Annotated in this window: 27 protein-coding genes and 1 tRNA gene; 9 read left to right on the plus strand and 19 right to left on the minus strand. The window is 63.1% G+C overall.

Going from position 1 to position 22207, the window contains the following annotated elements:
* Positions 1-60: 60 nt before the first annotated feature.
* Positions 61-1440, minus strand: a complete 1380-nt coding sequence (locus O4220_RS13680; RefSeq protein WP_269605011.1) for a WS/DGAT/MGAT family O-acyltransferase — start codon at positions 1438-1440, stop codon at positions 61-63.
* 171 nt (positions 1441-1611) lie between these two features.
* Between O4220_RS13680 and O4220_RS13685 the strand changes: the two genes are divergently transcribed.
* On the plus strand, positions 1612-2631 hold the full coding sequence (locus O4220_RS13685) for an alpha/beta hydrolase (RefSeq protein ID WP_420030387.1): 1020 nt from the start codon (positions 1612-1614) through the stop codon (positions 2629-2631).
* Positions 2632-2645: 14 nt separating this feature from the next.
* Entirely contained in the window at positions 2646-3074 is a 429-nt protein-coding gene (locus tag O4220_RS13690; protein WP_269605015.1) for an SRPBCC family protein, read from the plus strand.
* A gap of 4 nt (positions 3075-3078) precedes the next feature.
* Here the strand turns inward: O4220_RS13690 and rsmI are convergent, their stop codons facing one another.
* Positions 3079-3903 carry a 16S rRNA (cytidine(1402)-2'-O)-methyltransferase gene (gene rsmI, locus O4220_RS13695; protein WP_269605017.1) on the minus strand — a complete coding sequence of 275 codons (825 nt, stop codon included), beginning with the start codon at positions 3901-3903 and terminating at the stop codon, positions 3079-3081.
* Positions 3904-4010: 107 nt separating this feature from the next.
* Here rsmI and O4220_RS13700 point away from each other — a divergent pair, with 107 nt between their 5' ends.
* The gene (locus O4220_RS13700; RefSeq protein WP_269605412.1) at positions 4011-5522 is read left to right on the plus strand and encodes a dolichyl-phosphate-mannose--protein mannosyltransferase; all 1512 of its coding nucleotides are present in this window, start codon (positions 4011-4013) and stop codon (positions 5520-5522) included.
* Positions 5523-5547: 25 nt separating this feature from the next.
* Here O4220_RS13700 and O4220_RS13705 read toward each other — a convergent pair whose 3' ends face one another.
* The 3 genes from O4220_RS13705 to O4220_RS13715 all read right to left on the minus strand — a co-directional run bounded on the left by O4220_RS13705 (position 5548) and on the right by O4220_RS13715 (position 7084).
* Positions 5548-5970, minus strand: a complete 423-nt coding sequence (locus tag O4220_RS13705) for a DoxX family protein (RefSeq protein WP_269605019.1) — start codon at positions 5968-5970, stop codon at positions 5548-5550.
* A 66-nt stretch (positions 5971-6036) separates the two neighbouring features.
* A complete protein-coding gene (locus O4220_RS13710) occupies positions 6037-6405 on the minus strand; it encodes a GntR family transcriptional regulator (RefSeq protein WP_269605021.1) in 369 nt (122 codons plus the stop codon).
* A 10-nt stretch (positions 6406-6415) separates the two neighbouring features.
* The gene (locus O4220_RS13715; RefSeq protein WP_269605024.1) at positions 6416-7084 is read right to left on the minus strand and encodes an SDR family oxidoreductase; all 669 of its coding nucleotides are present in this window, start codon (positions 7082-7084) and stop codon (positions 6416-6418) included.
* 62 nt (positions 7085-7146) lie between these two features.
* On the opposite strand from O4220_RS13715, the gene arsC reads away from it, so the two are divergent.
* Together arsC and soxR are read left to right on the plus strand one after the other, a co-directional pair.
* Positions 7147-7494, plus strand: a complete 348-nt coding sequence (gene arsC, locus O4220_RS13720; protein ID WP_269605026.1) for an arsenate reductase (glutaredoxin) — start codon at positions 7147-7149, stop codon at positions 7492-7494.
* A 61-nt stretch (positions 7495-7555) separates the two neighbouring features.
* On the plus strand, positions 7556-8056 hold the full coding sequence (soxR, locus tag O4220_RS13725) for a redox-sensitive transcriptional activator SoxR (protein WP_269605029.1): 501 nt from the start codon (positions 7556-7558) through the stop codon (positions 8054-8056).
* On the opposite strand, the gene O4220_RS13730 is transcribed toward soxR, so the two are convergent.
* The 12 genes from O4220_RS13730 to O4220_RS13785 form a co-directional block, all read right to left on the minus strand.
* A complete protein-coding gene (locus O4220_RS13730) occupies positions 7972-8874 on the minus strand; it encodes an SDR family oxidoreductase (protein WP_269605031.1) in 903 nt (300 codons plus the stop codon). The genes soxR and O4220_RS13730 overlap by 85 nt on opposite strands.
* 74 nt (positions 8875-8948) lie before the next feature.
* Complete coding sequence (locus tag O4220_RS13735; RefSeq protein ID WP_269605033.1) at positions 8949-9119, minus strand: hypothetical protein; 171 nt, start codon at positions 9117-9119, stop codon at positions 8949-8951.
* 73 nt (positions 9120-9192) lie between these two features.
* On the minus strand, positions 9193-9867 hold the full coding sequence (locus O4220_RS13740) for a ScbR family autoregulator-binding transcription factor (protein ID WP_269605035.1): 675 nt from the start codon (positions 9865-9867) through the stop codon (positions 9193-9195).
* A 189-nt stretch (positions 9868-10056) separates the two neighbouring features.
* Positions 10057-10491: an AraC family transcriptional regulator gene (locus O4220_RS13745; protein WP_269605037.1), complete on the minus strand. Its 435-nt coding sequence runs from the start codon at positions 10489-10491 to the stop codon at positions 10057-10059.
* Entirely contained in the window at positions 10488-10943 is a 456-nt protein-coding gene (locus O4220_RS13750) for a GyrI-like domain-containing protein (protein ID WP_269605039.1), read from the minus strand. Before O4220_RS13750 ends, O4220_RS13745 begins: the two co-directional genes overlap by 4 nt.
* Positions 10944-11560: 617 nt before the next feature.
* Positions 11561-12442, minus strand: a complete 882-nt coding sequence (locus O4220_RS13755; RefSeq protein ID WP_269605041.1) for a glycosyltransferase family 2 protein — start codon at positions 12440-12442, stop codon at positions 11561-11563.
* A 242-nt stretch (positions 12443-12684) separates the two neighbouring features.
* Positions 12685-13200, minus strand: a complete 516-nt coding sequence (locus tag O4220_RS13760; protein ID WP_269605043.1) for an acyltransferase — start codon at positions 13198-13200, stop codon at positions 12685-12687.
* A gap of 147 nt (positions 13201-13347) precedes the next feature.
* Positions 13348-13420: transfer RNA gene (locus tag O4220_RS13765), tRNA-Ala, on the minus strand.
* A 55-nt stretch (positions 13421-13475) separates the two neighbouring features.
* Positions 13476-14345, minus strand: a complete 870-nt coding sequence (glpR, locus tag O4220_RS13770) for a gephyrin-like molybdotransferase receptor GlpR (protein WP_269605045.1) — start codon at positions 14343-14345, stop codon at positions 13476-13478.
* 144 nt (positions 14346-14489) lie between these two features.
* Complete coding sequence (locus tag O4220_RS13775) at positions 14490-15137, minus strand: GNAT family N-acetyltransferase (protein ID WP_269605047.1); 648 nt, start codon at positions 15135-15137, stop codon at positions 14490-14492.
* A gap of 72 nt (positions 15138-15209) precedes the next feature.
* Positions 15210-16469: a gephyrin-like molybdotransferase Glp gene (glp, locus tag O4220_RS13780; protein ID WP_032395737.1), complete on the minus strand. Its 1260-nt coding sequence runs from the start codon at positions 16467-16469 to the stop codon at positions 15210-15212.
* Positions 16470-16502: 33 nt separating this feature from the next.
* A complete protein-coding gene (locus O4220_RS13785; protein WP_269605049.1) occupies positions 16503-17456 on the minus strand; it encodes a UTP--glucose-1-phosphate uridylyltransferase in 954 nt (317 codons plus the stop codon).
* Between the two features lie 107 nt (positions 17457-17563).
* Between O4220_RS13785 and O4220_RS13790 the strand changes: the two genes are divergently transcribed.
* The 4 genes from O4220_RS13790 to mscL all read left to right on the plus strand — a co-directional run bounded on the left by O4220_RS13790 (position 17564) and on the right by mscL (position 19985).
* Entirely contained in the window at positions 17564-18160 is a 597-nt protein-coding gene (locus O4220_RS13790; RefSeq protein WP_269605051.1) for a 5-formyltetrahydrofolate cyclo-ligase, read from the plus strand.
* 144 nt (positions 18161-18304) lie between these two features.
* Complete coding sequence (locus O4220_RS13795; RefSeq protein ID WP_269605053.1) at positions 18305-18661, plus strand: FmdB family zinc ribbon protein; 357 nt, start codon at positions 18305-18307, stop codon at positions 18659-18661.
* Between the two features lie 88 nt (positions 18662-18749).
* Positions 18750-19412: an SAF domain-containing protein gene (locus O4220_RS13800; protein ID WP_269605055.1), complete on the plus strand. Its 663-nt coding sequence runs from the start codon at positions 18750-18752 to the stop codon at positions 19410-19412.
* Positions 19413-19508: 96 nt separating this feature from the next.
* Positions 19509-19985 carry a large conductance mechanosensitive channel protein MscL gene (gene mscL, locus O4220_RS13805; RefSeq protein WP_269605058.1) on the plus strand — a complete coding sequence of 159 codons (477 nt, stop codon included), beginning with the start codon at positions 19509-19511 and terminating at the stop codon, positions 19983-19985.
* Positions 19986-20114: 129 nt separating this feature from the next.
* Here the strand turns inward: mscL and O4220_RS13810 are convergent, their stop codons facing one another.
* Both O4220_RS13810 and O4220_RS13815 read right to left on the minus strand, forming a co-directional pair.
* The gene (locus O4220_RS13810; RefSeq protein ID WP_269605060.1) at positions 20115-20558 is read right to left on the minus strand and encodes a hypothetical protein; all 444 of its coding nucleotides are present in this window, start codon (positions 20556-20558) and stop codon (positions 20115-20117) included.
* A gap of 142 nt (positions 20559-20700) precedes the next feature.
* Positions 20701-21519 carry an MspA family porin gene (locus tag O4220_RS13815; protein ID WP_269605062.1) on the minus strand — a complete coding sequence of 273 codons (819 nt, stop codon included), beginning with the start codon at positions 21517-21519 and terminating at the stop codon, positions 20701-20703.
* Positions 21520-22207: the final 688 nt, after the last annotated feature.

A 22207-nucleotide genomic window follows, 5' to 3' on the forward strand; every position in this document is an offset into this window, starting at 1 on the left:
TGCGGCAGTGGTGTGGTTATGCGCCGCCCAGGGCACTTAACCGCACCACTGCCCAGGCACTCACAAGGTCTTCTCGAGCTCCTCCAGCGTGTTCTCCAGATGCGTCAGCATTCGCTGCAGGTGCGGCACACTGCGTCGGCATCCGATGAGTCCGAAATTCAGCGAATCACCGTTGCTGGCGACGGTGATGTTGAGCGCCTGCCCGTCGGCCACGATCGACGCCGGGTACATGCCGTCGAGTTTCGCGCCGTTCCAGTACAGATCTTCCTTGGACCCCGGCACATTGGAGATGATGACGTTGAACGGCGGCGGGGTGTAATCGACGAATCCCGGCACCGGACCGAACAGCAACGGCGCCATGGTGACTGCTCCTACGGCGAGTGCTTCGAGTGTGTTGAGCTCGCTCATCATCTGCTTACCCTTGACGGTCGAATCCTTGATCCGCTCGAGCCTCACGATCGGGTCCGATTCGTCGGTTGCCAGATTGCACAGGATGGTCGTCACCGAGTTTCCGGCGTCCTTGTCGTCCCCCTCCTTGCGCAGCGACACCGGGACCATCGCGATCAGAGGCTCCTCGGGCAAGGCGTTCTGATCGATGAGATACGCGCGCAGAGCTCCGGCGCACATCGCGAGCACCATGTCGTTGAGCGTGGCGTCGAGCGCGCTGCCGACCTTGCGAATTCGCTCGATCGACCAACTCTCGGCGGCGAATCGGCGAGCTCCACCGATCGGCACGTTGAACATCGTCCGCGGCGCTTGCAACGGCAGCTGCGCCCCTTCTTTCTTCAAGGCACGCAACCCGATTCGAGCTGTCGCGGGCGCGAAGTCGACCAAGTCACCGACGATCTTGCGGCCCGCCGAGAGCCCGCTACCCAGCTGCGCCAACCGTCCGGGCTGCTCCGCGACGACCTGCTTCTTGCGCTTACGGAACAGTGACGGGTCCCAGGTGGCGACGCCGCTCCGATCGTCCGGGTCGGTACTGAGCGTCCGCTGCATCAGCTTCAGCGCGCTCACCCCGTCGACCAACGAGTGATGCACCTTGGTGTACAACGCAATTCGGCCGTCGGCGAGCCCCTCGATGATGTGCAGTTCCCACATCGGTCGGTAGCGATCCAGCGGCGCACTGTGGTTGAGGGAGAGGAACTGGAACAGCTCGCGAATTCGTCCGGGTGCCGGCAGTACGGTGCGGCGAACGTGATACTCGAAGTCGACGTCCTGATCGTAGGCCCAGGCGAGATTGCCCATGATCTGTACCGGGCGCGAAGGCCGCTTGCGGAAGAGCTCGTGTACCTCGCCGGTAGTGAACTTGCGGTGCACTTCCTCGGCGAACTCGTGCGGATCGCCCGGCGGGACGAACAACTCCAGCCCGCCCACGTGCATCGGGTGCTCCCGTGACTCGGCGATCAGAAACATCGATTCGGTGATGGGCATGAGTGCCATGAGCTGTCCCTTTTCCATTTGTTTTCGGTCACGGTACGGCACCGAATGTGACTCAGAACACGACCTTACGTCCGGTCACGAAAAGCTACCCGCTATTGTCCGTTACCAGGGGTTCCAAATAGAGCGGGGTTCCAACGCACGGCGCACACGTGCCGCGCAACGACAACGGGGATGGAGGCGACGGCTATGAACCCGGCGCTCACCGTAGTGAAATCGACCGACCCGGCGGCCACCGCACGCCGACGCGACATCCGTGGCGCGAGCCTGCAGTCGCAGATCCTGTCCAAGTACCTGCAGTTCACCGTTCGCCCGTTTCTGACCGTGTGGGCGCAGGCTCCTTCGCTTCCGTGGCCGATGGGGCTGGTCGACTACGCCGGACTGCTCGTCCCGCAGATCAGCGGAACCACACGCAGTCGCGTCATGCTCGCCGAGTGCGAGGCCGAGTGGATCCGCGCCGAGGGCACCGGCAGCGATCGCGTGGTTCTCTATCTGCACGGCGGAGCCTTCGTCTGCTGCGGCTTGCGCACCCATCGCCGGATGACCTCCCGAGTCTCCAGGCAGGTCGACGGATCGGTGCTGTCGGTGAACTACCGCATGATGCCGCGAAATCCGATCAGCCATGCCGTCGAGGACGGCGTCGACGCGTACCGCTTCCTTCTCGATTCCGGATACCGCCCGGAGCAGATCATCCTGGGCGGCGACTCGGCCGGCGGATATCTGGCGTTCATGGTCACCCTGGCGCTACGCACAGTCGGCTTGCCCGCACCCGCTGGAATCTTCACCATGTCGCCACTGACCGATATGGACCCCACCGGCAAGCTCGACCACGAGAATGCGTCGAAGTGTTCGGTCTTTCCGTCCAACGCAGTTCCCGCACTGACCGCATTGGCCGATCGCGTCGACGCGCGCATCGTCGTCGAGGGCCAACGGGGCCCCCGGGTCTCGCCTGTCGACGGCGATCTCACCGGCCTGCCGCCGGTGTTGATTCAGGTCGGTTCGACCGAAATGGTCTATGCCGACGCCGAACTCATGGCCCAGCGTCTCGCGGTCGCCGGAGTCGACTGTGAACTTCAGGTGTACGAGGATCAGGTCCATGTGTTCCAGGCAGCCGATTTCGTCCCCGAAGCCCGACGCGCGCTACGCGCCATCGGCGAGTTCGCCCGGAACGTCAGCCCCCGTACAGAAAGCTGAGATACCTTCTCCCCATGGCAGTCACAGTGAACAAGTCCGTCGACATCGACGCCGACGCAGCGACAATTCTCGATGTCCTCGCGGACGTCGAAGGCCTCCCCTCGTGGTCTCCGGTGCACAAGAAGTGCGAGGTGGTCGATCGCTTCGAGGACGGCCGGCCGAACCACGTCAAGATGAACGTCTCGATCATCGGTGTCAACGACGAGCAGTTGGTCGAGTACACCTGGAGCGAGAACGAGGTGTCGTGGACCTTGGTCGAAAGCACTCAGCAGAAGGCCCAGGACGGCCGGTACACGTTGACGCCCAAGGACAACGGCACCCACGTCGAGTTCGAGCTGACGGTCGACCCGAAGATTCCGCTACCGGGCTTCCTGGTGAAGAAGGGCACCAAGACCATTCTCGAAGCAGCGACCGAGGGACTTCGTCAGCACGTGCTGGGCTGAGCAGCTACTCCGTCTTCCGAGCCGCCAGAACGGCCTCGTAGACCTCACGCTTGGAGACGCCGTCGACCGCCACCTGGGCGCAGGCGTCTTTCAACCGCATGCCCGACGCCACCAGCGTTTCCACGTCGGCCACGAGATCCTCGGGCTCCTCGGCGACGGCGACCGCTCCTTCGAGTACCACCGTGATCTCGCCTCGCACTCCGCCCCTCGCCCACTCGAGCAACTCCCCCAGCCCGCCGCGGCGGACCTCCTCGTAGGTCTTGGTGAGCTCCCGGCACACCGCGGCGCGGCGATCGGGGCCGAGTACGTGAACGGCGTCCTCGAGACACGCCACGAGGCGGTGTGGGGCCTCGAAGAAGACGATGGCACGTGGTTCGGCGAGTATCGACTGGAAGTAGGTGCGTCGCTGGCCCTGCTTACGCGGCGCGAACCCGTCGAAGCAGAATCGTTCGACCGGCAGACCCGACAACGCGAGCGCAGTCGTGACGGCCGAAGGACCGGGCAGACAGGTCACCGGCAGATTCGCATCGACGCACGCGGCCACGAGGCGGTAGCCGGGATCGCTCACCGACGGCATCCCGGCGTCGGTCACCAGCAGCACCGTCCTGCCCTCGGCCACCGCCTCGACCAGCGCCGGAAGGCGAGCCGTCTCGACCTGGTCGTAGAAGCTGACCACCCGCCCTGCGATCACCACGCCGAGCGAGGACGCGAGTTGTTTGGTGCGCCGGGTGTCCTCGGCGGCGACGACATCGGCACTGCCGAGGGCATCACGCAGGCGCTGCGAGGCGTCACCGACGTCGCCCATCGGGGTGGCGGCAAGGATGAGCATGCCTCCAGTGTCCCGCATGCAGTGCAGTGGCCTGTCACGCACCGCGGATCAACGCCTACGATCGGTACGTGACCTTGCTGACCTCTGCGCGCTCCGGCGACCGGTCGATGGTCAGTCCCGGGCCCACGGTTGCCGCGCGCGACTGGTTCCACGACACCGATGCCAGGCGCGGCTGGATAGTCACCCTCGTCATCACCGTCGTCTGCGCGATCACGCGATTCACGATGCTGCGCTACCCCACCGACGCGGGAACCCCGGTCTTCGACGAAAAGCACTATGCCCCGCAGGGCTATCAGGTACTCACCGGCGGCGGGCTCGAGGACAATCCGGCGTACGGCCTGGTGGTGCATCCACCGGTCGGCAAACAGCTCATCGCCGTCGGCGAAGCACTGTTCGGCTACAACGGGTGGGGTTGGCGTTTCTCGTCGGCCGTGGCCGGAACCCTGTTGGTGCTGTTGGTGATTCGAATCGTGCGACGCCTCGCGCGTTCCACCCTGGTCGGTGCCATCGCAGGCATTCTGCTCACTGTCGACGGAGTGACCTTCGTCAGCAGCCGGATCGGCATGCTGGACATTTTTCTGGCTCTGTTCGTCACCGCGGCACTGGGCTGCCTGATCGTCGACCGCGACGACATGCGACAGCGGCTGTCGCGAGTGCGCGACGAGGGCCGGATGGGCGCGAGTGCACTCGGTCCCCGAATGGGTGTGCGGTGGTGGCGATTCGGAGCCGGCATCATGCTGGGGCTCGCCTGCGGCACCAAATGGTCCGGTCTGTACTTCATTGCGTTCTTCGGATTGCTGAGTGTGGCATTCGATGTGGCTGCACGTCGCTCGTACGGCGTGGGGCGGCCATGGCGGGGAACGGCATTGCGCGACATCGGGCCTGCGCTCTACGCGTTGGTCGTCGTTCCCATCGCGGTGTATCTGATGACGTGGTGGGCATGGTTGACCTCGGAGACAGGCGTTTACCGGCACGAGGTCGGCAGCGGCATCGGCGTCGGCGGTCCGTTCTCGTTCGTCCCCGAAGCTCTGCGGTCACTGTGGTACTACAGCGGCAGTGTGCTGCAATTCCATGAGGGACTGACCAATTCGGCCGGCAACCGGCACCCGTGGGAATCGAAGCCGTGGACGTGGCCGATGGGCCTGCGTCCGATGCTCTACTACTTCGCCGACGGCGAGAGCGTGTCCGGCTGCTCGGCATCCTCGTGTGTCAAAGCAATCATGCTGATCGGCACACCCGCGATGTGGTGGCTGGCGTTGCCGATGCTGGCCTGGACGATCTGGTCGGTGGCCGTTCGGCGCGACTGGCGTTATGCCGCAGTGCTGGTGGGCTACTCCGCAGCACTGCTGCCCTGGTTCACCACGCTGGACCGGCAGATGTACTACTTCTACGCGGTGGCGCTCGCCCCGTTCATGGTGATGGGCTTCGCGTTGGTGCTGGGCGACATCATCGGCAAGGCCACGGCCTCAGCGGAACGGCGAGGTACCGGGCTACTGCTGGTGGCCCTGTACCTCGCCGTGGTGATCGCGAATTTCGTCTGGCTGTGGCCGATCCTCACCGCGATGCCGATCACCCCGCAGATGTGGCAGCAACAGTTGTGGCTGCCGAGCTGGCGATAGCTCGGACCCGGCAGAAACGAAAGACCTACGAAAGAATCGCCGTCTTACCCTTGGTGAGTCCGTCGATGCTGACGCGGCCGGCACCGAATGCAGCCAGCAGCAACGCGCCGACACCGAGCGCGACGACCAGCTCGTAACCGTTTTCCGTGGCGAATACACCGTTCTCGAAGTGAACGAACACTGCGGCACCGAGCATGTCGAGGAAGAGAAGCAGCCCGGCGACGGGGGTGAAGATCCCCAGCACCAGGGCACCGCCGCCGATAAGCTCGACGAATGTGGCGAAGTAAGCGGATGCCGTGGGGAGCGGGACGTTCATCATCTCGAAGCTTGCCGCTGCACCGTCGAGACCGAAGGTGTTCAGCTTCTGCCAGCCGTGAGCGATGAAGACGACTCCCAGACCGATACGAGCTACGAGGGCGACGGCGTCGCGGACGAGGGTGGAGTTCATTGGGCATCCTTCTGACACGACTACATGGGCCGCACCACGATGTCAGAAGTATGTTGAAGCGTCAACTTAGTGGCCGTCCGCACCCTTCAGGGCCGAATCGACGAACGATCGCGCCTGGTCGTCGTCCAGGCCGATGGACCGGACTGTCCTGACGAATTCCGTCGCCGCTCGCGCCGCGATGTCGCGCGAGGGATCGCCACCCGAAGCGACGAAGGAACCCGATCGTCCGCGCGTTTCGATCACGCCCTGCTGCTCGAGCTCTCGGTATGTCTTCGCCACCGTGTTCGGTGCGATCTTCAGCTCCTCGGCGAGACCGCGAACCGTCGGGATCTTGGTGCCGGCGATCAGATCTCCCGATCGCACCAGCCCGAGAATCTGCATCCTCAACTGCTCGAACACCGGGGTCGTGTTCGACGAATCGATATGAACGCGCACAGTCCGTGCCTTAACCGAGCGCGTCGACTGCGTCGACGATGGACGTCGAACCGGACGTCAACATCAGTGTCTTGTGCACTGCTCCACCGGTATCGAGCAGCTGCGCGATCACGGCGGCCACATCGGCACGCGTCACCTCACCCGACTCGAGGGGCGGCTCGGTGAGCGACACCGAGTTCGTGGGATCCTCGTCCGTCAGTTTGCCCGGACGCAGAATGGTCCAGTCGAGGCCGGACCTGGCCGAAACATCCTCTTCTGCAGCGGTTTTGGCTTTGATGTACGCCTTCCAGCCATCATCCAAGTCCTCTGCCACCGGCTCGCCGGCACCGAACGAGCTGATCAGCACGTAGCGGCGAACACCGGCTTGCTCGGCCGCGTCGGCCAACAGCACCGCGCCCGCGCGATCTACGGTGTCCTTGCGCTCCGGACCACTGTTGGGCCCGGCACCGGCCGCGAACACCACTCCGTCGGCACCGTCGAGTACGGCCGCCAACTCGTCGACGGACGCAGACTCGAGATCGATCACCTGGGGCAGCGCGCCGAGAGCTGTAACGGCATCGACGTGATCGCCGTTGCGAATCAACGACACCGCGCGATCTCCGTGCGCCGTCAACACCTGCGTCAGATGCTGAGCGATCTGTCCGTGCCCACCTGCAATGACAATCCGCTTGTCGGTCATAACCACTCCCGTTCCTGGCCTGAATCTGTCGGCTGGGCTACCCGCGTGGCAGGATCGCAAACATGACCGTTACCGCGACCATCTATCACAATCCCCGGTGCAATACCTCTCGCACCGCGTTGAAATTGATCGAGGAAGCGGGCGTCACCCCGCGAGTGATCCGATACCTCGAATCGCCGCCCACCGCGGACGAGCTCCGCACCCTGCTCGCCGACGCCGGTCTCGAACCCCGGCAGGCCGTTCGCACCCGCGAGAGTATCTACAAGGAACTGGGCCTCGCATCCGCGGACGACGAGACGTTGATCGCCGCGATGATCGAGCACCCGATTCTCATCGAACGCCCGATTGTGGTGACCGAGAAGGGCACCGTGCTGGCGCGGCCCGCCGACAGGGTGCACACCGTTCTCTGACCTCGATGGCCTCGGTGAGCAGCTCGCACGGGAAGGCAAGACCTGAAGTAATGTCCAGGTCGTGCCGATGCCCGAGTGGAACGTTCGTGAGCTGACTCCAGGCCAACTCTCCGAGCGCAGCGGCGTTGCCGTGTCTGCGCTCCACTTCTACGAGAAACAGGGGCTGATCACCAGCCGCCGAACCACGGGCAATCAGCGCAGATTCCACCGCGAGACCCTCCGACGCGTGGCGTTCATCCGTATCTCACAGAAGGTCGGAATTCCACTGGCCGAGATCCGGCAGGCACTGAGCGAGCTTCCGGACGAACGGACGCCGACACGCGAGGACTGGGCCCGCCTCTCGACGCGGTGGCACCGTGAACTCGATTCTCGGATAGAACAATTGACCAGGCTGCGCGACAACCTGACCGGATGCATCGGCTGCGGATGCCTATCTCTGGCCGGCTGCGCTCTGGCCAATCCGCACGACGAACTGTCTCATTCGGGCCCGGGTGCGCGCACGCTGGATGTCGATTTCGACGATCCCTCCACGCGACGCGGCACCAGCAACCTCGAGAATTGATCGTTGGCCCGCTGCAGCACGAACTCGTAGGGCGGCGCGAACTTGCGGGCCATCCAGTAGCCGAACCTGATGTCGTTGGAGGAGTACACCAGGTACTTACGCTTGGCGATTCCGGTGAGAATGGCATCGGCGACCACGGACGGTTCGACGGCACGCTTCTCGAATCGATGCTGCAACTTCTGCACTCGCGGATCGTCCCGATCGACGCCGGCAATCTGAAGTGTGTCCACCAGACCGGTTTTGACGCCGCCCGGCACGACAAGGCTGACGCCGATTCCGTGTCGCTTGAGGTCGTACTTGAGCACCTCGGACACTCCGCGCAAGCCGTACTTGCTCGCGCTGTACGCGGCGTGCCACGGGAGAGGGATCAAGCCCGCCGCGGACGAAACGTTGACCAGATGACCGCCGCGTCCGGCCTCGACCATGGGCGGCAGAAACTTCTCGATGATGTGAATCGGGCCCATGAGATTGACATCGACCATGGATTTCCAGTGCCGGTGCTCGAGGTTCTCGACGGTTCCCCACGCCGAGATTCCGGCGATGTTCATCACGACGTCCAGGCTGCCGAACTCGGCATGGATGTCGTCGGCGAATGCGGTGACCGCCTCGAAGTCGGACACATCGAAAGGCAGCGAATGGCTGACGGTACCGCCCGCGCGACCGACCATGTCCACGGTCTCGGCCAGTCCTGGGCCGTTGATATCGGTGAGGAAGAGCTCAGCTCCCACCCCCGCCGCAGCGATGGCCGTCGCCCGACCGATTCCGCTGCCCGCGCCTGTGATCAACGTCTTTTTGCCGCGTAGATCGTAAGTAGCCATCGAAGCCTGTATCCCCCACCGGTTGCCACGTTCAGTTCGATTTCGACCCTACGCGGTGACGACCGAGAGGGTTGTCACAATCTTTGCGACATCTCGTCTCGGTAATCGGCAACGGTGTGCTCGATACGCGCTGCGTCGTCATCTGCACCGCGTTTGCGCGCGTCGTCCGCGCGCTGCTGCAAGGTGCCGATCGCTTTCCGCAGTTCGTTGTCCGACATTCTCGATTTCTGAGCAGTGTGTTCCATATCACACAGTCTGCCCGGCAAGAAGAAGCCCGGCAAGCTCTGCCCGATCACGAAATGTCTCGGTGCGAACTCGTCAGACGGTGACGGACGCCGAGGTGATGTTCTCGCGCACGAAACTGGACAGACTCCGCGCTGCGAATTCGCGGAAGTAGGCGAGCTTGTCGGCCGGCACGAGCGATGGAAGCACGGTGTTCCATACCTTTTCCATCCGCGAGGGCGCATCTTCGAGACGCGACTGCGCCTCGGACACCATCAACACTCCGGCAAGCATTTCGCACACCAGCAGTGCCGCGTTACCCGAATCCAGGTGATCGGCAACGTCGCCGTGTTCGATCGCCCGCTCGAAGAGATGCTCGAAGATATTTCCCCAAGTCCCGAACACACTGCCCCGCGCGGTGTCGGAACCGTCGATCTCCATCTGCAACCGGTACATGACTCGAACCAGAGGATCCGAGGCCGCGAGTTCGAGTACCGAATACGAGATTCCGATGACGGATTCGAGCGCCGGGCTACGACTGTCGACCAGGCCTGCGCACGCGGTGGACACTCGCTCATGACCTTCGTCGACGATCGCGCGGGCCAGTTCTTCCTTGGACGCGAAGTGGAAGTACAACGCCCCCTTGGTGACGCCGGACTGCGCGGACACCTGACTGAGTGTGGCATTTGCGTGCCCCACGTCGAGAAAGAGATCTGCCGCGGCCCGCAGTGCGGCCGCTCGTGTTGCTTCTGCTCTGAGTTGTCTCACCATGTTGCTGCACCCCTGCTCAGTCGACCTTGCGATGACATCGACGCCCTGTACACGCCGCCTACCCGTTGACCGAACGGCGTGAAGACGGAATTCACGACGCCTGAGCGAGCCGACTGCGCTCGACAATGGTAGCCGGTTCGGTGGTGACTTTGTGATTCGAAAGTGACAATTGCATGAAGAAGGCTCCGTTTACAAAACAATTGAAATGAAAAGTTCCACTTCTCCTGAAATTGTAACGGCTTCCACTTCCTCTTTATACGCACGGAAAATTGCCCCGGACGCCACGCAGTCGTCGACCTGAGCCCATACATCCTCGATAGGGTCCGCCAATGAACCACTCGGCGTGAAAACTGCAAACACACCGGTCGGTATCGAAACGAATACATCTCCCGGGTCGACGTCAGCGGGTGAATCCACCGCGACGGCGACGACGGCATTGACGGTGCCGTGCGGATCCGGCACGTACACCGTGGTCACCTGATTCGCGCCGATGTGCTTCTCGCGCACACGATCCCGCAAGAATCGCATCCACTCGCTACCGCTGGATTCCGCACCGGGTTCTACTTTCGGCGCTACCAATCCGCTGAACAGTTCCGCGCTGCGCGCCGTCACCCGAAAGCTCACGACGAACCACCGGACACAGAGATCGCCAGATAGAGATCGATTTTGTACGCATGCGGATAGCACTCGTAATCGCCGGTGAACGAGCGCACTATCTCACCTTGCTCCTCGGCGTGATCGATCTGAGTCCACAGCCGGGTGAGAACCTCCGGGAAATACCCCACTGCCGAGAATCGTGCATATTTCGCTGCAGGAACTTTGGCGACCAGATGTCCCCGCGCAACTTGCCCCAGCGAGGAACACAGATAACCGACTATCTGTGTGTTGTACGAGCCGATACCGGGGGCGAAGTCGGTATAGATGGAAGCCAACGGCCCCGACGTGTCCTGATTGAGCACCGCAGACCAGGCCTGATCCAAAGCGGGGTCGTTGAGCCTGCCGAGTGCCCGTTTGGGGCTGCGAACTGGAAGACCGGCGACCCACGTTTCGGGGAGGTCGACGATCTCGAACGACATTCACACTCCCAAGAGAAGTTGCAGGGGCAGATCCTGTGCCCGGAACCGGTCCGTTCGAGGATATCGCCCGTCAATCTACCGGCCCGAGGGGCAGGTCGATCGTCAATCGATCAACCATACCGTCAGCCCGTTTTGATTGCTAACCAACTTCTGCCTACAGCCGATGCTTCGGAGCCCCCAGGCACGGCCAGCGCCACGAACGCTGCACGCCACCCGGCGACGCCGCGAGGTACGAGCGGTCGGCATCCCGAGGAACATCGCGCTTACCTGATACCCCGAAGACCGGAGACACGGCCCGTACGCGCGCCTCAGGGGCACGAGGGTGCCGACGGCGACGCCGAGCGCGACTGCCTGCGCCGCCGCGGGCGCGATGCGTCCGATCAGAAGTCCATGACGTCCCAGGGGGGATCGGTCTCGCCGAGTCTGCACTGCCCGACTACTCGGTCCACGAGAATCGGTGCGGTCTCGACCTCGTTCACGCATGAGACCGACTGTTTTATTTATCGCGATTCTCGGACGAAACGGACTTTTTGGGTATTACTCCGGAGTTGATTCGACAACCGAGAAAACCGACCACTTATTACATTGCTGCCATTCATCGTCGAGCATTCGAGAATTCACCTTCCGGATGCAGCCGCAAATCGATCGTCGCGAATAGCGGACAGATGCCTGTCGGGTGTCACGATCGTGTCGGAATGCGATACCGGCAGAATACGCGAATCACATGTGGACAACATACGCGTCAGCGGCCAATGAACAGTGTGCAGGATCATATCCGCGACCAACGATCGACGGAGTGACTTGCCTGCCAGGTTGTGGAACGACCAGGTCCGATAGGAGCTCTGTACGTAGTGACGGTATTCGAGTGGCGGTGAGAGCAGCCGACGCCCCGATACCTCGACACACATGGACTTGATCTGTGCGATGTGCAGGCCGACTCGGTAGAGGCACAGCGAAAGATCGATGTCCTCGTGCAGGTCGGTTCGCAAACTCACTCGGTCGCGGGCCGCCTCCCAGGCGGAGCGTCGAATGGCGAAGTTGTTGCCGGACGCCGCAGATACCCGCAGCTCATCAGGCTTTCGCCTGGTCGTGTACTTGACGAAGGCCCGGTAAGGAGCAGCCCAGGGCGAGTCGTACAGATAGATCGGTCCGGTCACGGCGGCGTAGTCCAGCCGCCGATCGAAAAAGTCCAGAACCGATTCGGCCCAGCCTGTGCCGACGTGCGTGTCTGCATCGATGCGTCCGATGATCGACCCGCTCGCGTGATCGAAACCGGCATTTCGTGCGTGCACGACTCCCCGCTCGGACTCGGCCACGAGTGTCACCATCGGGAATCGACGTCGGCGATCGAGCACTATCGCAGCGGTGTCATCAGTGGAGTTGTTGTCGACGACGATGATTTCGTGAATGTATTCCTGCTGCTCGAGCAGTGCATCCAAGCATTCACCCAAGTGGGCGGACTCGTTGTATGCAGGAACAACGATCGAAAGAGTGTTCACCCGTGCCAACCCCTGACAAATTGTTTTTGGCAATCGTGTGGCTCGATTCGCTTGCAGAATTCATGTGTCCCGAAATGCGAGCCGCGGACGAATCCGATGCTACCGCACTATTGCGGGAAAATAATTCGTCAATTTATACGTGATAAACAATATGAATTACGACTGAAGATCATCGAACGTACTTCGATTCAGTCGAAGAACGGAGAATCGGGTATTTAGCCGGTTCGACCGTGGTGAGCCGACTAATCGTTCAGGCTTCGGATTCGTCTCGCCGGACTGCCCACGTAGACCCCGTTGGGATCACAGTCCTTGGTCACCAGAGAGTCGGCACCGATGATGCAGCCCTCACCGACGCGGACGCCCGGCATGATGACCGCACCGGAGCCCACCCAGGTTCCCGCTCCGATCGTCACCGGCGTGCCCGTCAAGCGCCCTGCCCGTCGAGTCGGAGCGCCCACCTCGTGTGTGCTGGTCAACACGCGCACATGATCGGACAGGAAGACCCCGTCACCGATATCGATGTTCGCCACCGTGTCGAAATAGCAGCCGTAATTGACGAATGCACCCGCACCCAGACGAAGTAGGCCGCGCCCCTGGACCATCTGGCCACCGTAGACGAGCGCCTGGGCACCCACCCGCACGCGCGCTCCCCGCAGCGCACGTCCGCGGAGTATCGCGGGCAGAAGCGGGCAGTTGGCCGACGCCACTACCGCCGACTGCCGCACCTGGAACAGAGCCCAGCGGACATCGTCGGTCACGTACCCTCGCCAACCACGCATGAGCAAAACCTTAGCTGTGCGCACCGAGTCGACCGAGCGACACACGCGGCTCGAAAAATGGGGCGTCCAACACGAAGAACAGGCCCGATCGACAATGCCGATCGGGCCTGTTCTTCGTACCTGGTGTGGAGCTGAGGGGAATCGAACCCCTGACCTTCTCGATGCGAACGAGACGCGCTACCAACTGCGCCACAGCCCCTTTGCCGTCATCGAGACCGGCTGGGTAACTCTAGCAAAGCCGTGTCGGACGGCTGCTACGCGCCCTGCGCCCGGCGCAGGTTCCGATCCTCGTCGCGGCTGGCCTGGAACGGCTCCTCGTAGTGGTCGAGATGCTCGAATTCCGGATCCTCATCGTCGATCTCGAGCACCACCGCGCCAGGTCGACGCAGTCGCTGTGGGACCAGCTCGAGCTCTTCGTCGGTCTCCGATTCCACCCCGAGTCGGGATCGGCCCATTCGGGTGAGTCGACGCCGGCGCACCTCTTCCTCGATCTGCACCTGCCGACGCAGGTAGTAGAGGTAGCCGACGAGGACGGCGACGGACAGCCCGCACAGCCACCAGATCGTCGGAGAAATGATGAATGCCAATGCCGCTGTGGTGATCGCGGCGAAGACCAATCCAAGTACTGCGCGCTGCCGGAAGGCGTATCGCGCAGCGCGGGCGATCGCGTCCGCCTCGGGATCGAACCCACCGCGGCCGCGTCGGCGAGGCACGAAGTCGTCGTCGACGACGCCGGGCTCGTGCGCGGCTGCGCTCCCGCGCGCTGGTTCCTGAACCGGTGCATCGCGTTCGAGATCGTTCTCTGTTGCGTGAGTGTCCATCGGGTCCTCCGCGGTACCGGGTAGATCGGGTGAGTCGATACGAACAGTCGCCAATGTCGGGCCGAAGATCTCACGGGCAGGCGCGGAGACTCGAAGGTCGTCCTCCGGTCGCCAGTCAGGATCGCTGCGGTGGCCGGTCGCTGGGCCGCGCTGCTTTCGCTTGGTACCACCCCGATGCAGCACGCGCGTGGCAAGCGCTGCATCGGTGGTCTGCATGATCTGGGGACGCTTGGTCATCAGCATGGGAAGAAGAACGAAGAGCCAGACGGCCACGAGACCGATCCAGATGATCGAGTTCGGCATCGGCGATGTTCTCCTCCCTTGGCAACGGCGACAGTTCTGACGACATCAGGCTATGGGGAGGAGGCGCAAGAACCATGCAGACGCGCCGACCCGAATTACACTCCTGTCACTTTGACAACACGAGTGCCATCTTCTTCGAGCAGATCACGCCCATGCGGCCCGTCCCGACCGGACCAACCGATCGACGACGGTTCCCTGCACTTCACCGGAGGTGATCGCGACGAGCTTGTGATCGCGCCATTCACCGTCGACGTCCAGGTACTTGTAGAGCAGACCTTCTTCGCGGAAACCGACATTGCGGAGCACTGCCTGACTGGCGAGATTTTCCGGTCTCACCGTGGCTTCGACGCGATGCAAGCCGACGGGGCCGAAGCAGTGGTCGAGTCCGAGCGCGAGTGCCGCCGTAGCGACGCCCTTACCGTTGACGTCCTTGGACACCCAGTAGCCGATCCACGCGGACCGCAACGCGCCGCGCACGATGTTTCCGGTGGTGATCTGACCACAGAACTCGCCGTCGACCTCGATGACCATGGGCAGCATGTGCCCTTTGCGCGCCTCGGATTTGAGACCCGAACACAGGGTGGGCCAGGACGAGATGTGGTGCCGGGAATTCCAGCTGCCCTCGCCACTGGGCTCCCAGGGTTCGAGGTGGGCGCGGTCTTCGGTGCGAATCCGGCTCCACGCTGCCGCGTCTCGCATCCGTACAGGCCGTAGCGTGACGGTTCCGCCGGCCACTCTCACAGGACCCAATTTCGCCGGCCAACCTGGGTGGCTCGACCACGTTCGCGGCATCCGTCGATCGTATGCGCTACGCGCAGTGGTGCGCTTATGCGCCCCAGGCAGCACCTGCCCACGCCACTGGTGTCAGCCACGTTGAGCGAGGAACGAGACCTTCACTTCTTCGCCGGTACGGATTTCGGTGACCTCGGGATCGATGACGACCAGGCAGTTCGCCTCGGCGAGTGTCGCGAGAAGGTGTGACGACGATCCGGGCGCTCCCCCGAGCGCCTGAACCAGATACTCGCCGGTGCCCTCGTCGCGCATGAGTTGCCCGCGCAGGAATCCTTTGCGGTCCTCGATCGAGGTGATCGGCGCTACGGTTCGCGCCGTGACGGTCCGACGCATCGGCTGTCGTCGCCCGAGGGCGATGCGAATCAACGGACGCACCATCACCTCGAACACCACCAGGGCACTGACGGGGTTCGCCGGCAGCAAGAATGTGGGTACCTCGTCGCGTCCGAGTTGCCCGAACCCCTGGACCGACCCGGGGTGCATGGCGACTCGTTCGACCTCCATGTCGCCGAGCTCACCGAGCGCCTCCCGCACACCGTCCGACGCACCGCCGCCCACTGCCCCGGCGATGACGACGATCTCGGACCGAATCAGTTGGCCCTCGACCACCTCGCGCAGACGCTTGGGATCGGTGCTGACGATCCCGACGCGGTTGACGTCGGCTCCGGCGTCACGCGCTGCGGCGGCGAGTGCATAGGAGTTGACGTCGTACACCTGGCCGGGCCCGGGGGTCCGATCGGTGTCGACCAGTTCGCCGCCCACGGAAATCACCGACAAACGGGGACGCGGATGTACCAGCACCTTGTCGCGGCCGACCGCTGCGAGTAGCCCGACCTGAGCTGCGCCGATGATCGTGCCTGCACGAACAGCCACGTCGCCGGGTTGGACGTCGTCGCCGATCTTGCGGACGTAGTCACCCGAACGCACCGGGCGGAACACTTTGACGCGGGCTCGACCACTGTCGGTGCGATCCAGCGGCAACACCGCATCGGCCAATGTCGGCAGGGGCGCGCCGGTGTCGACGCGCACTGCTTGCCGTGGTTGCAGACGGATGGGTTGACGTGATCCCGCCGAGACCTCGCCGACGACGGGCAGGGTCAGGTCGATGCGCTCGTCGTCCTCGTTGCGCAGATCCGTACCGGCCGCTGCCACGTCCACGCTGCGCACTGCGTAGCCGTCGATCGCCGCCTGATCGAAACCGGGAAGGGGACGCTCGGTCACCACTTCTTCGGCACACAGCAGGCCCTGTGCTTCCGAGATGGCGACCCGAACAGGCCGTGGAGCCACCGCCGCGGCGGTCACTCTGGTCTGCTGATCTTCGACCGAGCGCATCTGGCCCTTCCTCTAATACATCGACCCGCGATGCTATTCGTACGTTGTCAGTTCCGGTGCCCAGCTGTCGCTCAAGCGTTCGTTCAGCCATTCACGCAGCGCTGGACCGTAGTCGTCACGTTGCAAGGCAAAGTCAACCGCAGCGCGCAGGTATCCCCCGGGATTTCCGAGGTCGTGTCTCGATCCACGGTGCACCACCACGTGGACGGGGTGGCCTTCTGCGATCAGCAACGCGATGGCGTCGGTGAGTTGCAGCTCGCCGCCTGCACCGGGTTCGATCCGACGCAGAGCGTCGAAGATGGCGCGGTCGAGCAGGTACCGGCCCGCAGCAACCAGGTTGGACGGTGCGTCCTCCTGCTTCGGCTTCTCGACCATCCCGGTGACCTTGAGAACGTTCGGGTTGACCGCATCGGGCACGATCTCGACGGAGAAGACGCCGTAGGACGAGACCTTGTCGTCGGGAACCTCGATGGCGCACAGCACCGTGCCGCCGCGCTTGGCGCGCACGCGAGCCATGACGTCGAGCACGCCCCGCGGCATCACCAGATCGTCGGGAAGCAGCACTGCGACCGAATCCTCGTCGTCGTCGAGGGCTTCTTCGGCACAGGCGACGGCGTGTCCGAGCCCGAGAGGTTCGTGCTGGATGACCGACTGCACGTCGAGGAGTTTGGGGGCGACGCGCACCTTTTCGAGCATTTCGAGCTTGCCGCTCGCTTCGAGCTTCTTTTCGAGAACGAGGTCCTCGACGAAGTGGGCGACGACACCGTCCTTGCCGGGCGACGTGACGATGACCAACCTTTGTGCACCGGAATCTGCCGCTTCTCCGGCGACGAGTTCGATACCGGGTGTGTCGACGACCGGAAGCAGTTCCTTCGGAACGGTTTTCGTGGCCGGCAGGAACCGGGTACCCATGCCTGCGGCAGGAACGATGGCCGTGCGGAAATGCACTGGCGTGGCGGCGGTCGTCGCGGTAACGGCTTCTGTCATGGTGCTCACCCTATCCATGGTTTCTGGTGATCTGCTCGCCGTGTGCTGCGTTTTACCCCCGAGTGCATATCGTTGAACGACTGCACACGAAGGGTGAGTGAACCGTTGTGAACGTTCCCGAATTTTCGGAGAACACGCCCAAGGATCGTTGGCGGGCACATGTCCTCGCCGAACGCCGACTGCTCGACGATGCGCAGCGCGCGGTGGAGTCCTCCGCACTCTGCCATGCCGTGGCCGAGTTGGCGGCCGAACACCCGTCGGTAGCGGCGTACGTGCCGGTCGGCAGGGAGCCGGGTTCGATCGAGATGCTCGACGCGATGGCCGCGGCCGGCTCCACCGTCCTTCTTCCGAGTGCGCACGAGCCGGGCCCCTTGCGGTGGGTGGCGTACTCAGGGAGCGAATCGTTGGTGACTGCCCCCTTCGGCCTGCGCGAGCCGTCCGGACCGATTCTCGATCCCGAGACCGTTGCGGCCTGCTCGCTGGTGCTGATTCCAGCGCTGGCCGTCGATCGGCGCGGCGTCAGACTCGGACGCGGTGCCGGCTACTACGACCGAACACTCGACCTGTGCGGCCCCGACGCGATGCTGGTTGCGGTGGTGCGAGACACCGAAGTGGTGGATCGACTACCGGACGAACCGCACGACAGAAGGGTGACGCACGCATTGTCCCCCGTCGGCGGACTCGTACGCTTGGGTACGGAATAACGTTCCGATTCGATTGGTTGGCACTCCTGACTGTAGAGTGCTAATGCTCTCCCCAGTTTCGACGAACAGATAAGACACCGGCGGTGTTCGGCCTCGGCTCGCAGAGCAGCCAATCTCCTCGGTGACCAGCGCGGAGGAAACACGATGCCCACATACTCATACGCCTGCACCGAGTGCGACAACCGCTTCGACATCGTCCAGTCCTTCACCGACGACACGTTGACGGTGTGCCCGGCATGCTCCGGCAAGCTTCGGAAGCTGTTCAATTCCGTCGGCATCGTCTTCAAGGGCAGCGGCTTTTACCGCACCGACAGTCGCGGTGGCTCCAGCACCTCGAGCGAGGGCGCAGGCGAGAAGAAGTCCGATGCGGCCGCCGCGAAGTCGGACTCGAAGTCCGAGTCCAAGTCCGACTCCAAGCCTGCCGAGAAAAAATCTTCCGATTCGTCCTCGTCGAGCTCCTCGCCTTCCTCGTCCACCACGAAAGCTGCTGCAAGCCAGTAGTTTTCCGCTTCATCCACAGGCCGGGCCGTTATCCACAGCCCGGCCTTTTCGGCGTTCGATGTGCCTTCGCCGGCGATAGCGTTCCAGCATGGCTGCTCGCAAGAACCGACTCGACTCGACTCTGCTCGATCGCATCACCCTGCGGCCGGCATGGGTCGGCTCCCCCAAGTTCCGGCGAGTGGCGGCAGGCGCATTGGTGGCACTTGCAGCGGTCTTGTTCGTCGACGACGCCGCGGGCGACGACCGAGTGGAAGTGATCACCGCCGGACGCGATCTGACACCCGGGACGGTACTCACGCCGGCCGATGTGGTCGTCAGCGACTGGGACTCCGGCAGTGTCCCGGAGGGCGCATTGATCGACACGGGCGCAGTGGACGGCCAGACGCTCACCGGGCCGGTGAGAGCGGGCGAATTGCTCACCGACGTACGCCTACTCGGATCTCGGACCGCCACGACGGCACTGGGGACCGATGCACGCGTCGTACCTGTGCATCTCGCGGACGCCGGAGTGAGCGACCTGCTGCGTGAAGGTGACCAGGTCGACGTGTTGACCGTCGAGGTGCAGGAAGACCCGAACGCCGTCCCCGCGGCCCGAGTGCTGGCGTCGGGCGCGGTGGTCGTGCTCGTCTCCGCCGACGCCGGGGGCAGCAGACAGCGAGATCGGGTGGTGCTGCTCGCGCTACCGACCGACGATGCGACGACGGTGGCCGCCGCGTCATTGGTCAGTGCACTGACGGTCACGCTGCACTGAAAGGCCCCGTTACTGGCGATTCACACCGGCTGCAGTACGACGATCTGGGTTAACGTCTGTCGAGACAGAACATACCGAGCGTTGGGAGAAGGGCTCATGCTGAAGGGCTTCAAAGACTTTCTATTGCGCGGCAACGTCGTGGACCTCGCAGTTGCAGTGGTCGTCGGCGCGGCATTCACCGCCATCGTCACCGCATTCACCACCAACATCATCAACCCCCTCATTGCCGCGGTAGGTGGCAGCAATGAACTCGGTTGGGGCATCAAGATCTTGTCGGAAAACGATGCGACGTTCATCAACATCGGCGCAGTCATCACGGCGATCATCAACTTCATCATCATCGCGGCGGTGGTCTACTTCGTGCTGATCCTGCCGGTGAACACCGCGAAGAAGCGTTTCGTGAGCAAAGCGGAGAAGGAGCTGAGCGACGTCGACGTGCTGGTCCAGATTCGCGACATCCTCGCCGGCGGAACCGCAGCGGGACAGAAACTGTCGACTGCCGCCGACACCACCGGTGGTAGCGGCGAGGCCAGTGACGCCACCCCGGACTTGGGCAAGCACTCGAAGGACTGACTCGCTCGCCCTCGCTTGGGCGGGCACCCATCGAATGAATGTGCCAGTCACGCACTCTGAGTGCGTGACTGGCACATTCATTCGTTGGTGGGGGTAGTGATGGGACAGGCCGAGAGGGCCCTCGGGCGATCAGTTGGTGAACGTCGACAGCGGAAGCGCGTCGAGAGTGATCGTGGTGCCGTCCGCCTCGCAGGCAGACTTCACGGCAGCGCCGTTATCGACAAATGCCTTACCGGATTGGCCATCGGGGGCAGACAGCTCGAGGGTGTCCGCGGGCAACGCGTCGGTGAACGTCGTCAGCGAGCTTGCAACGTCACCTGACGCAGTGCTGGGCAATGCTTTTACCTTGTCGATCGCGGCTTGCTTGTCAGTAGTCCACTTCTCGACGTTCTCGGCTGACCCTGGTCCAGCCGCAACCAGCTCGACGAAGGCGTTGTGGTCGGTGGCGAATGTGTTGCAGACGTCGGTGTTTTCACCGGATGCTGCAGCATCGTCGCTGCTACAACCGGCGGCGAGGCCGAGAGCAAGGACCGCTCCTGCGGCGACAACAATGGAACGGGCTTTGGAGTGCATCTCTTGTTCAGTGCCTCTCTGGAAAAGTCGATAGATACGTGCCGAACATAGTTCAGGCCCGTACGGAGTGATCCGTACGGGCCTGAACTGGTCTGAATCTTGGCGGGTAAAACTATCTCACCCAGCTACTCCTGATCGAAGATCAGTTGAAGCGAACCGGGACGCCGTAGGTGACTGCGACATCGCCCTGTGCGCTGGTGACTGCGACGTACGGACGAACCGAGACGTTGCCCAGGATGCCGGTGGCGGTGCCGTGCAGGTTCGCGACCTGGATGGAGCCGGAGTTGCCGACACCCTCGGAGCCGGAGCCGGTGACGCCGTCGTTGATCGGCAGTGCAGCGGACTCGGACTGCACGATTCCGGGGCCGTTCTCGAGGGCGATTGCACCCTTGGCCTGAGGAATGAGGTCAGCGTGGAAACCGAGGCCGGAGGTCGAGGTTCCGACTCCACCGAGGCTGACGGACGGCGGGTTCAGGACTGGTCCGCCGCCGGGGCCTCCTGGAATGGTGTTTCCATCGCCGTCGTCCTTCGGATCGATCAGCTTGATCTCTCCGGTCGACTCGTTGCCTGAGCCGATATCGAGGCCGAGGGTGGGCGATGCCCACTCGATGGAGACGGTGCCACCGATGCTGAGCGGGTAACCGATCTGGTAACCGATCTTGACGTCGCCCTCGAAGTCATCAGCAGACGGTCCGGTGACGTCCCAGCTTGCCTTGCCGTTGGCGAACCACTCACGGGTGAGCGGGTTTCCGTCGAGCGAAGGAACGCCCTGGATGAAGGTGTCGGACAGCGTCACCGTGATGGTGTTGCCGTCACGGTCGACGACCGTGTTGGAGCTGTCGACAGCGGCGGAAGCGGTTCCGGTACCGAGTACCAGGCCGACTACCGAAGCGCTGGCAGCAACTGCGACGCTCATGGACTTGAGTCCCCGGCTGCGCCGCGACTTCTGGATCTCCGTCATTTATTCCTCATCATGTTCAGTCCCAGCGCGGTGTCGCACGGGGAAGCTTGTGGCTTTCACCCTCGAACTAGATCGGCCGCAACGATGCGAACGAGCCCGAGCCGGATGGAGCCGTGAAGGCCACATCCTCGTTCAACTGTTCCGAGATGAAGGGCGCGGCACCGGTTGGTCCCACGCCCTGAATTCTTGGAAGCTGAGGGGAACATTAGAGGAGATGCCTGACCGTGACAATCCCTACGATCGGCCTTCAAACGTTGCCGACTCGTGATGTGTTTCGGCGGCGTGAACAACTTTCACAGCCGTGTTAGCGATAACCCGAGTCACACCATCTCGCGGAAGCATCAAACCGTTACATCCGTCTCATTCCAGTAAACCCACCCTGATGTGGGAATACTCCGACACGGCGATGTCCCGATCAGCCGAATAGTCCAGTCCGCCCAACGTCCGCAACGTCCGTTTTGGGCGTTGCCACCCGGAGCTACTACCGGGTAGCTCGCTAACGCTAGGTAAACGAGTAACTAACAGACTTGTCATTCCAGCCAACAAAATGTGTTGTGGATCACATCAAAAGTAATGAGGTGGTCGCTGCTGTTCCAACCATTCGTCCGACTTCGAACCGCTCGACCCCGCATCCGGACCGTCGTTTCGCTCGTCCCCGGTCGTCTCCGGCAGCACCTCACCGAAGATG

It is taken from the genome of Rhodococcus ruber (assembly GCF_027270735.1).
In the GTDB taxonomy this organism is placed as follows: domain Bacteria; phylum Actinomycetota; class Actinomycetes; order Mycobacteriales; family Mycobacteriaceae; genus Rhodococcoides; species Rhodococcoides rubrum_A.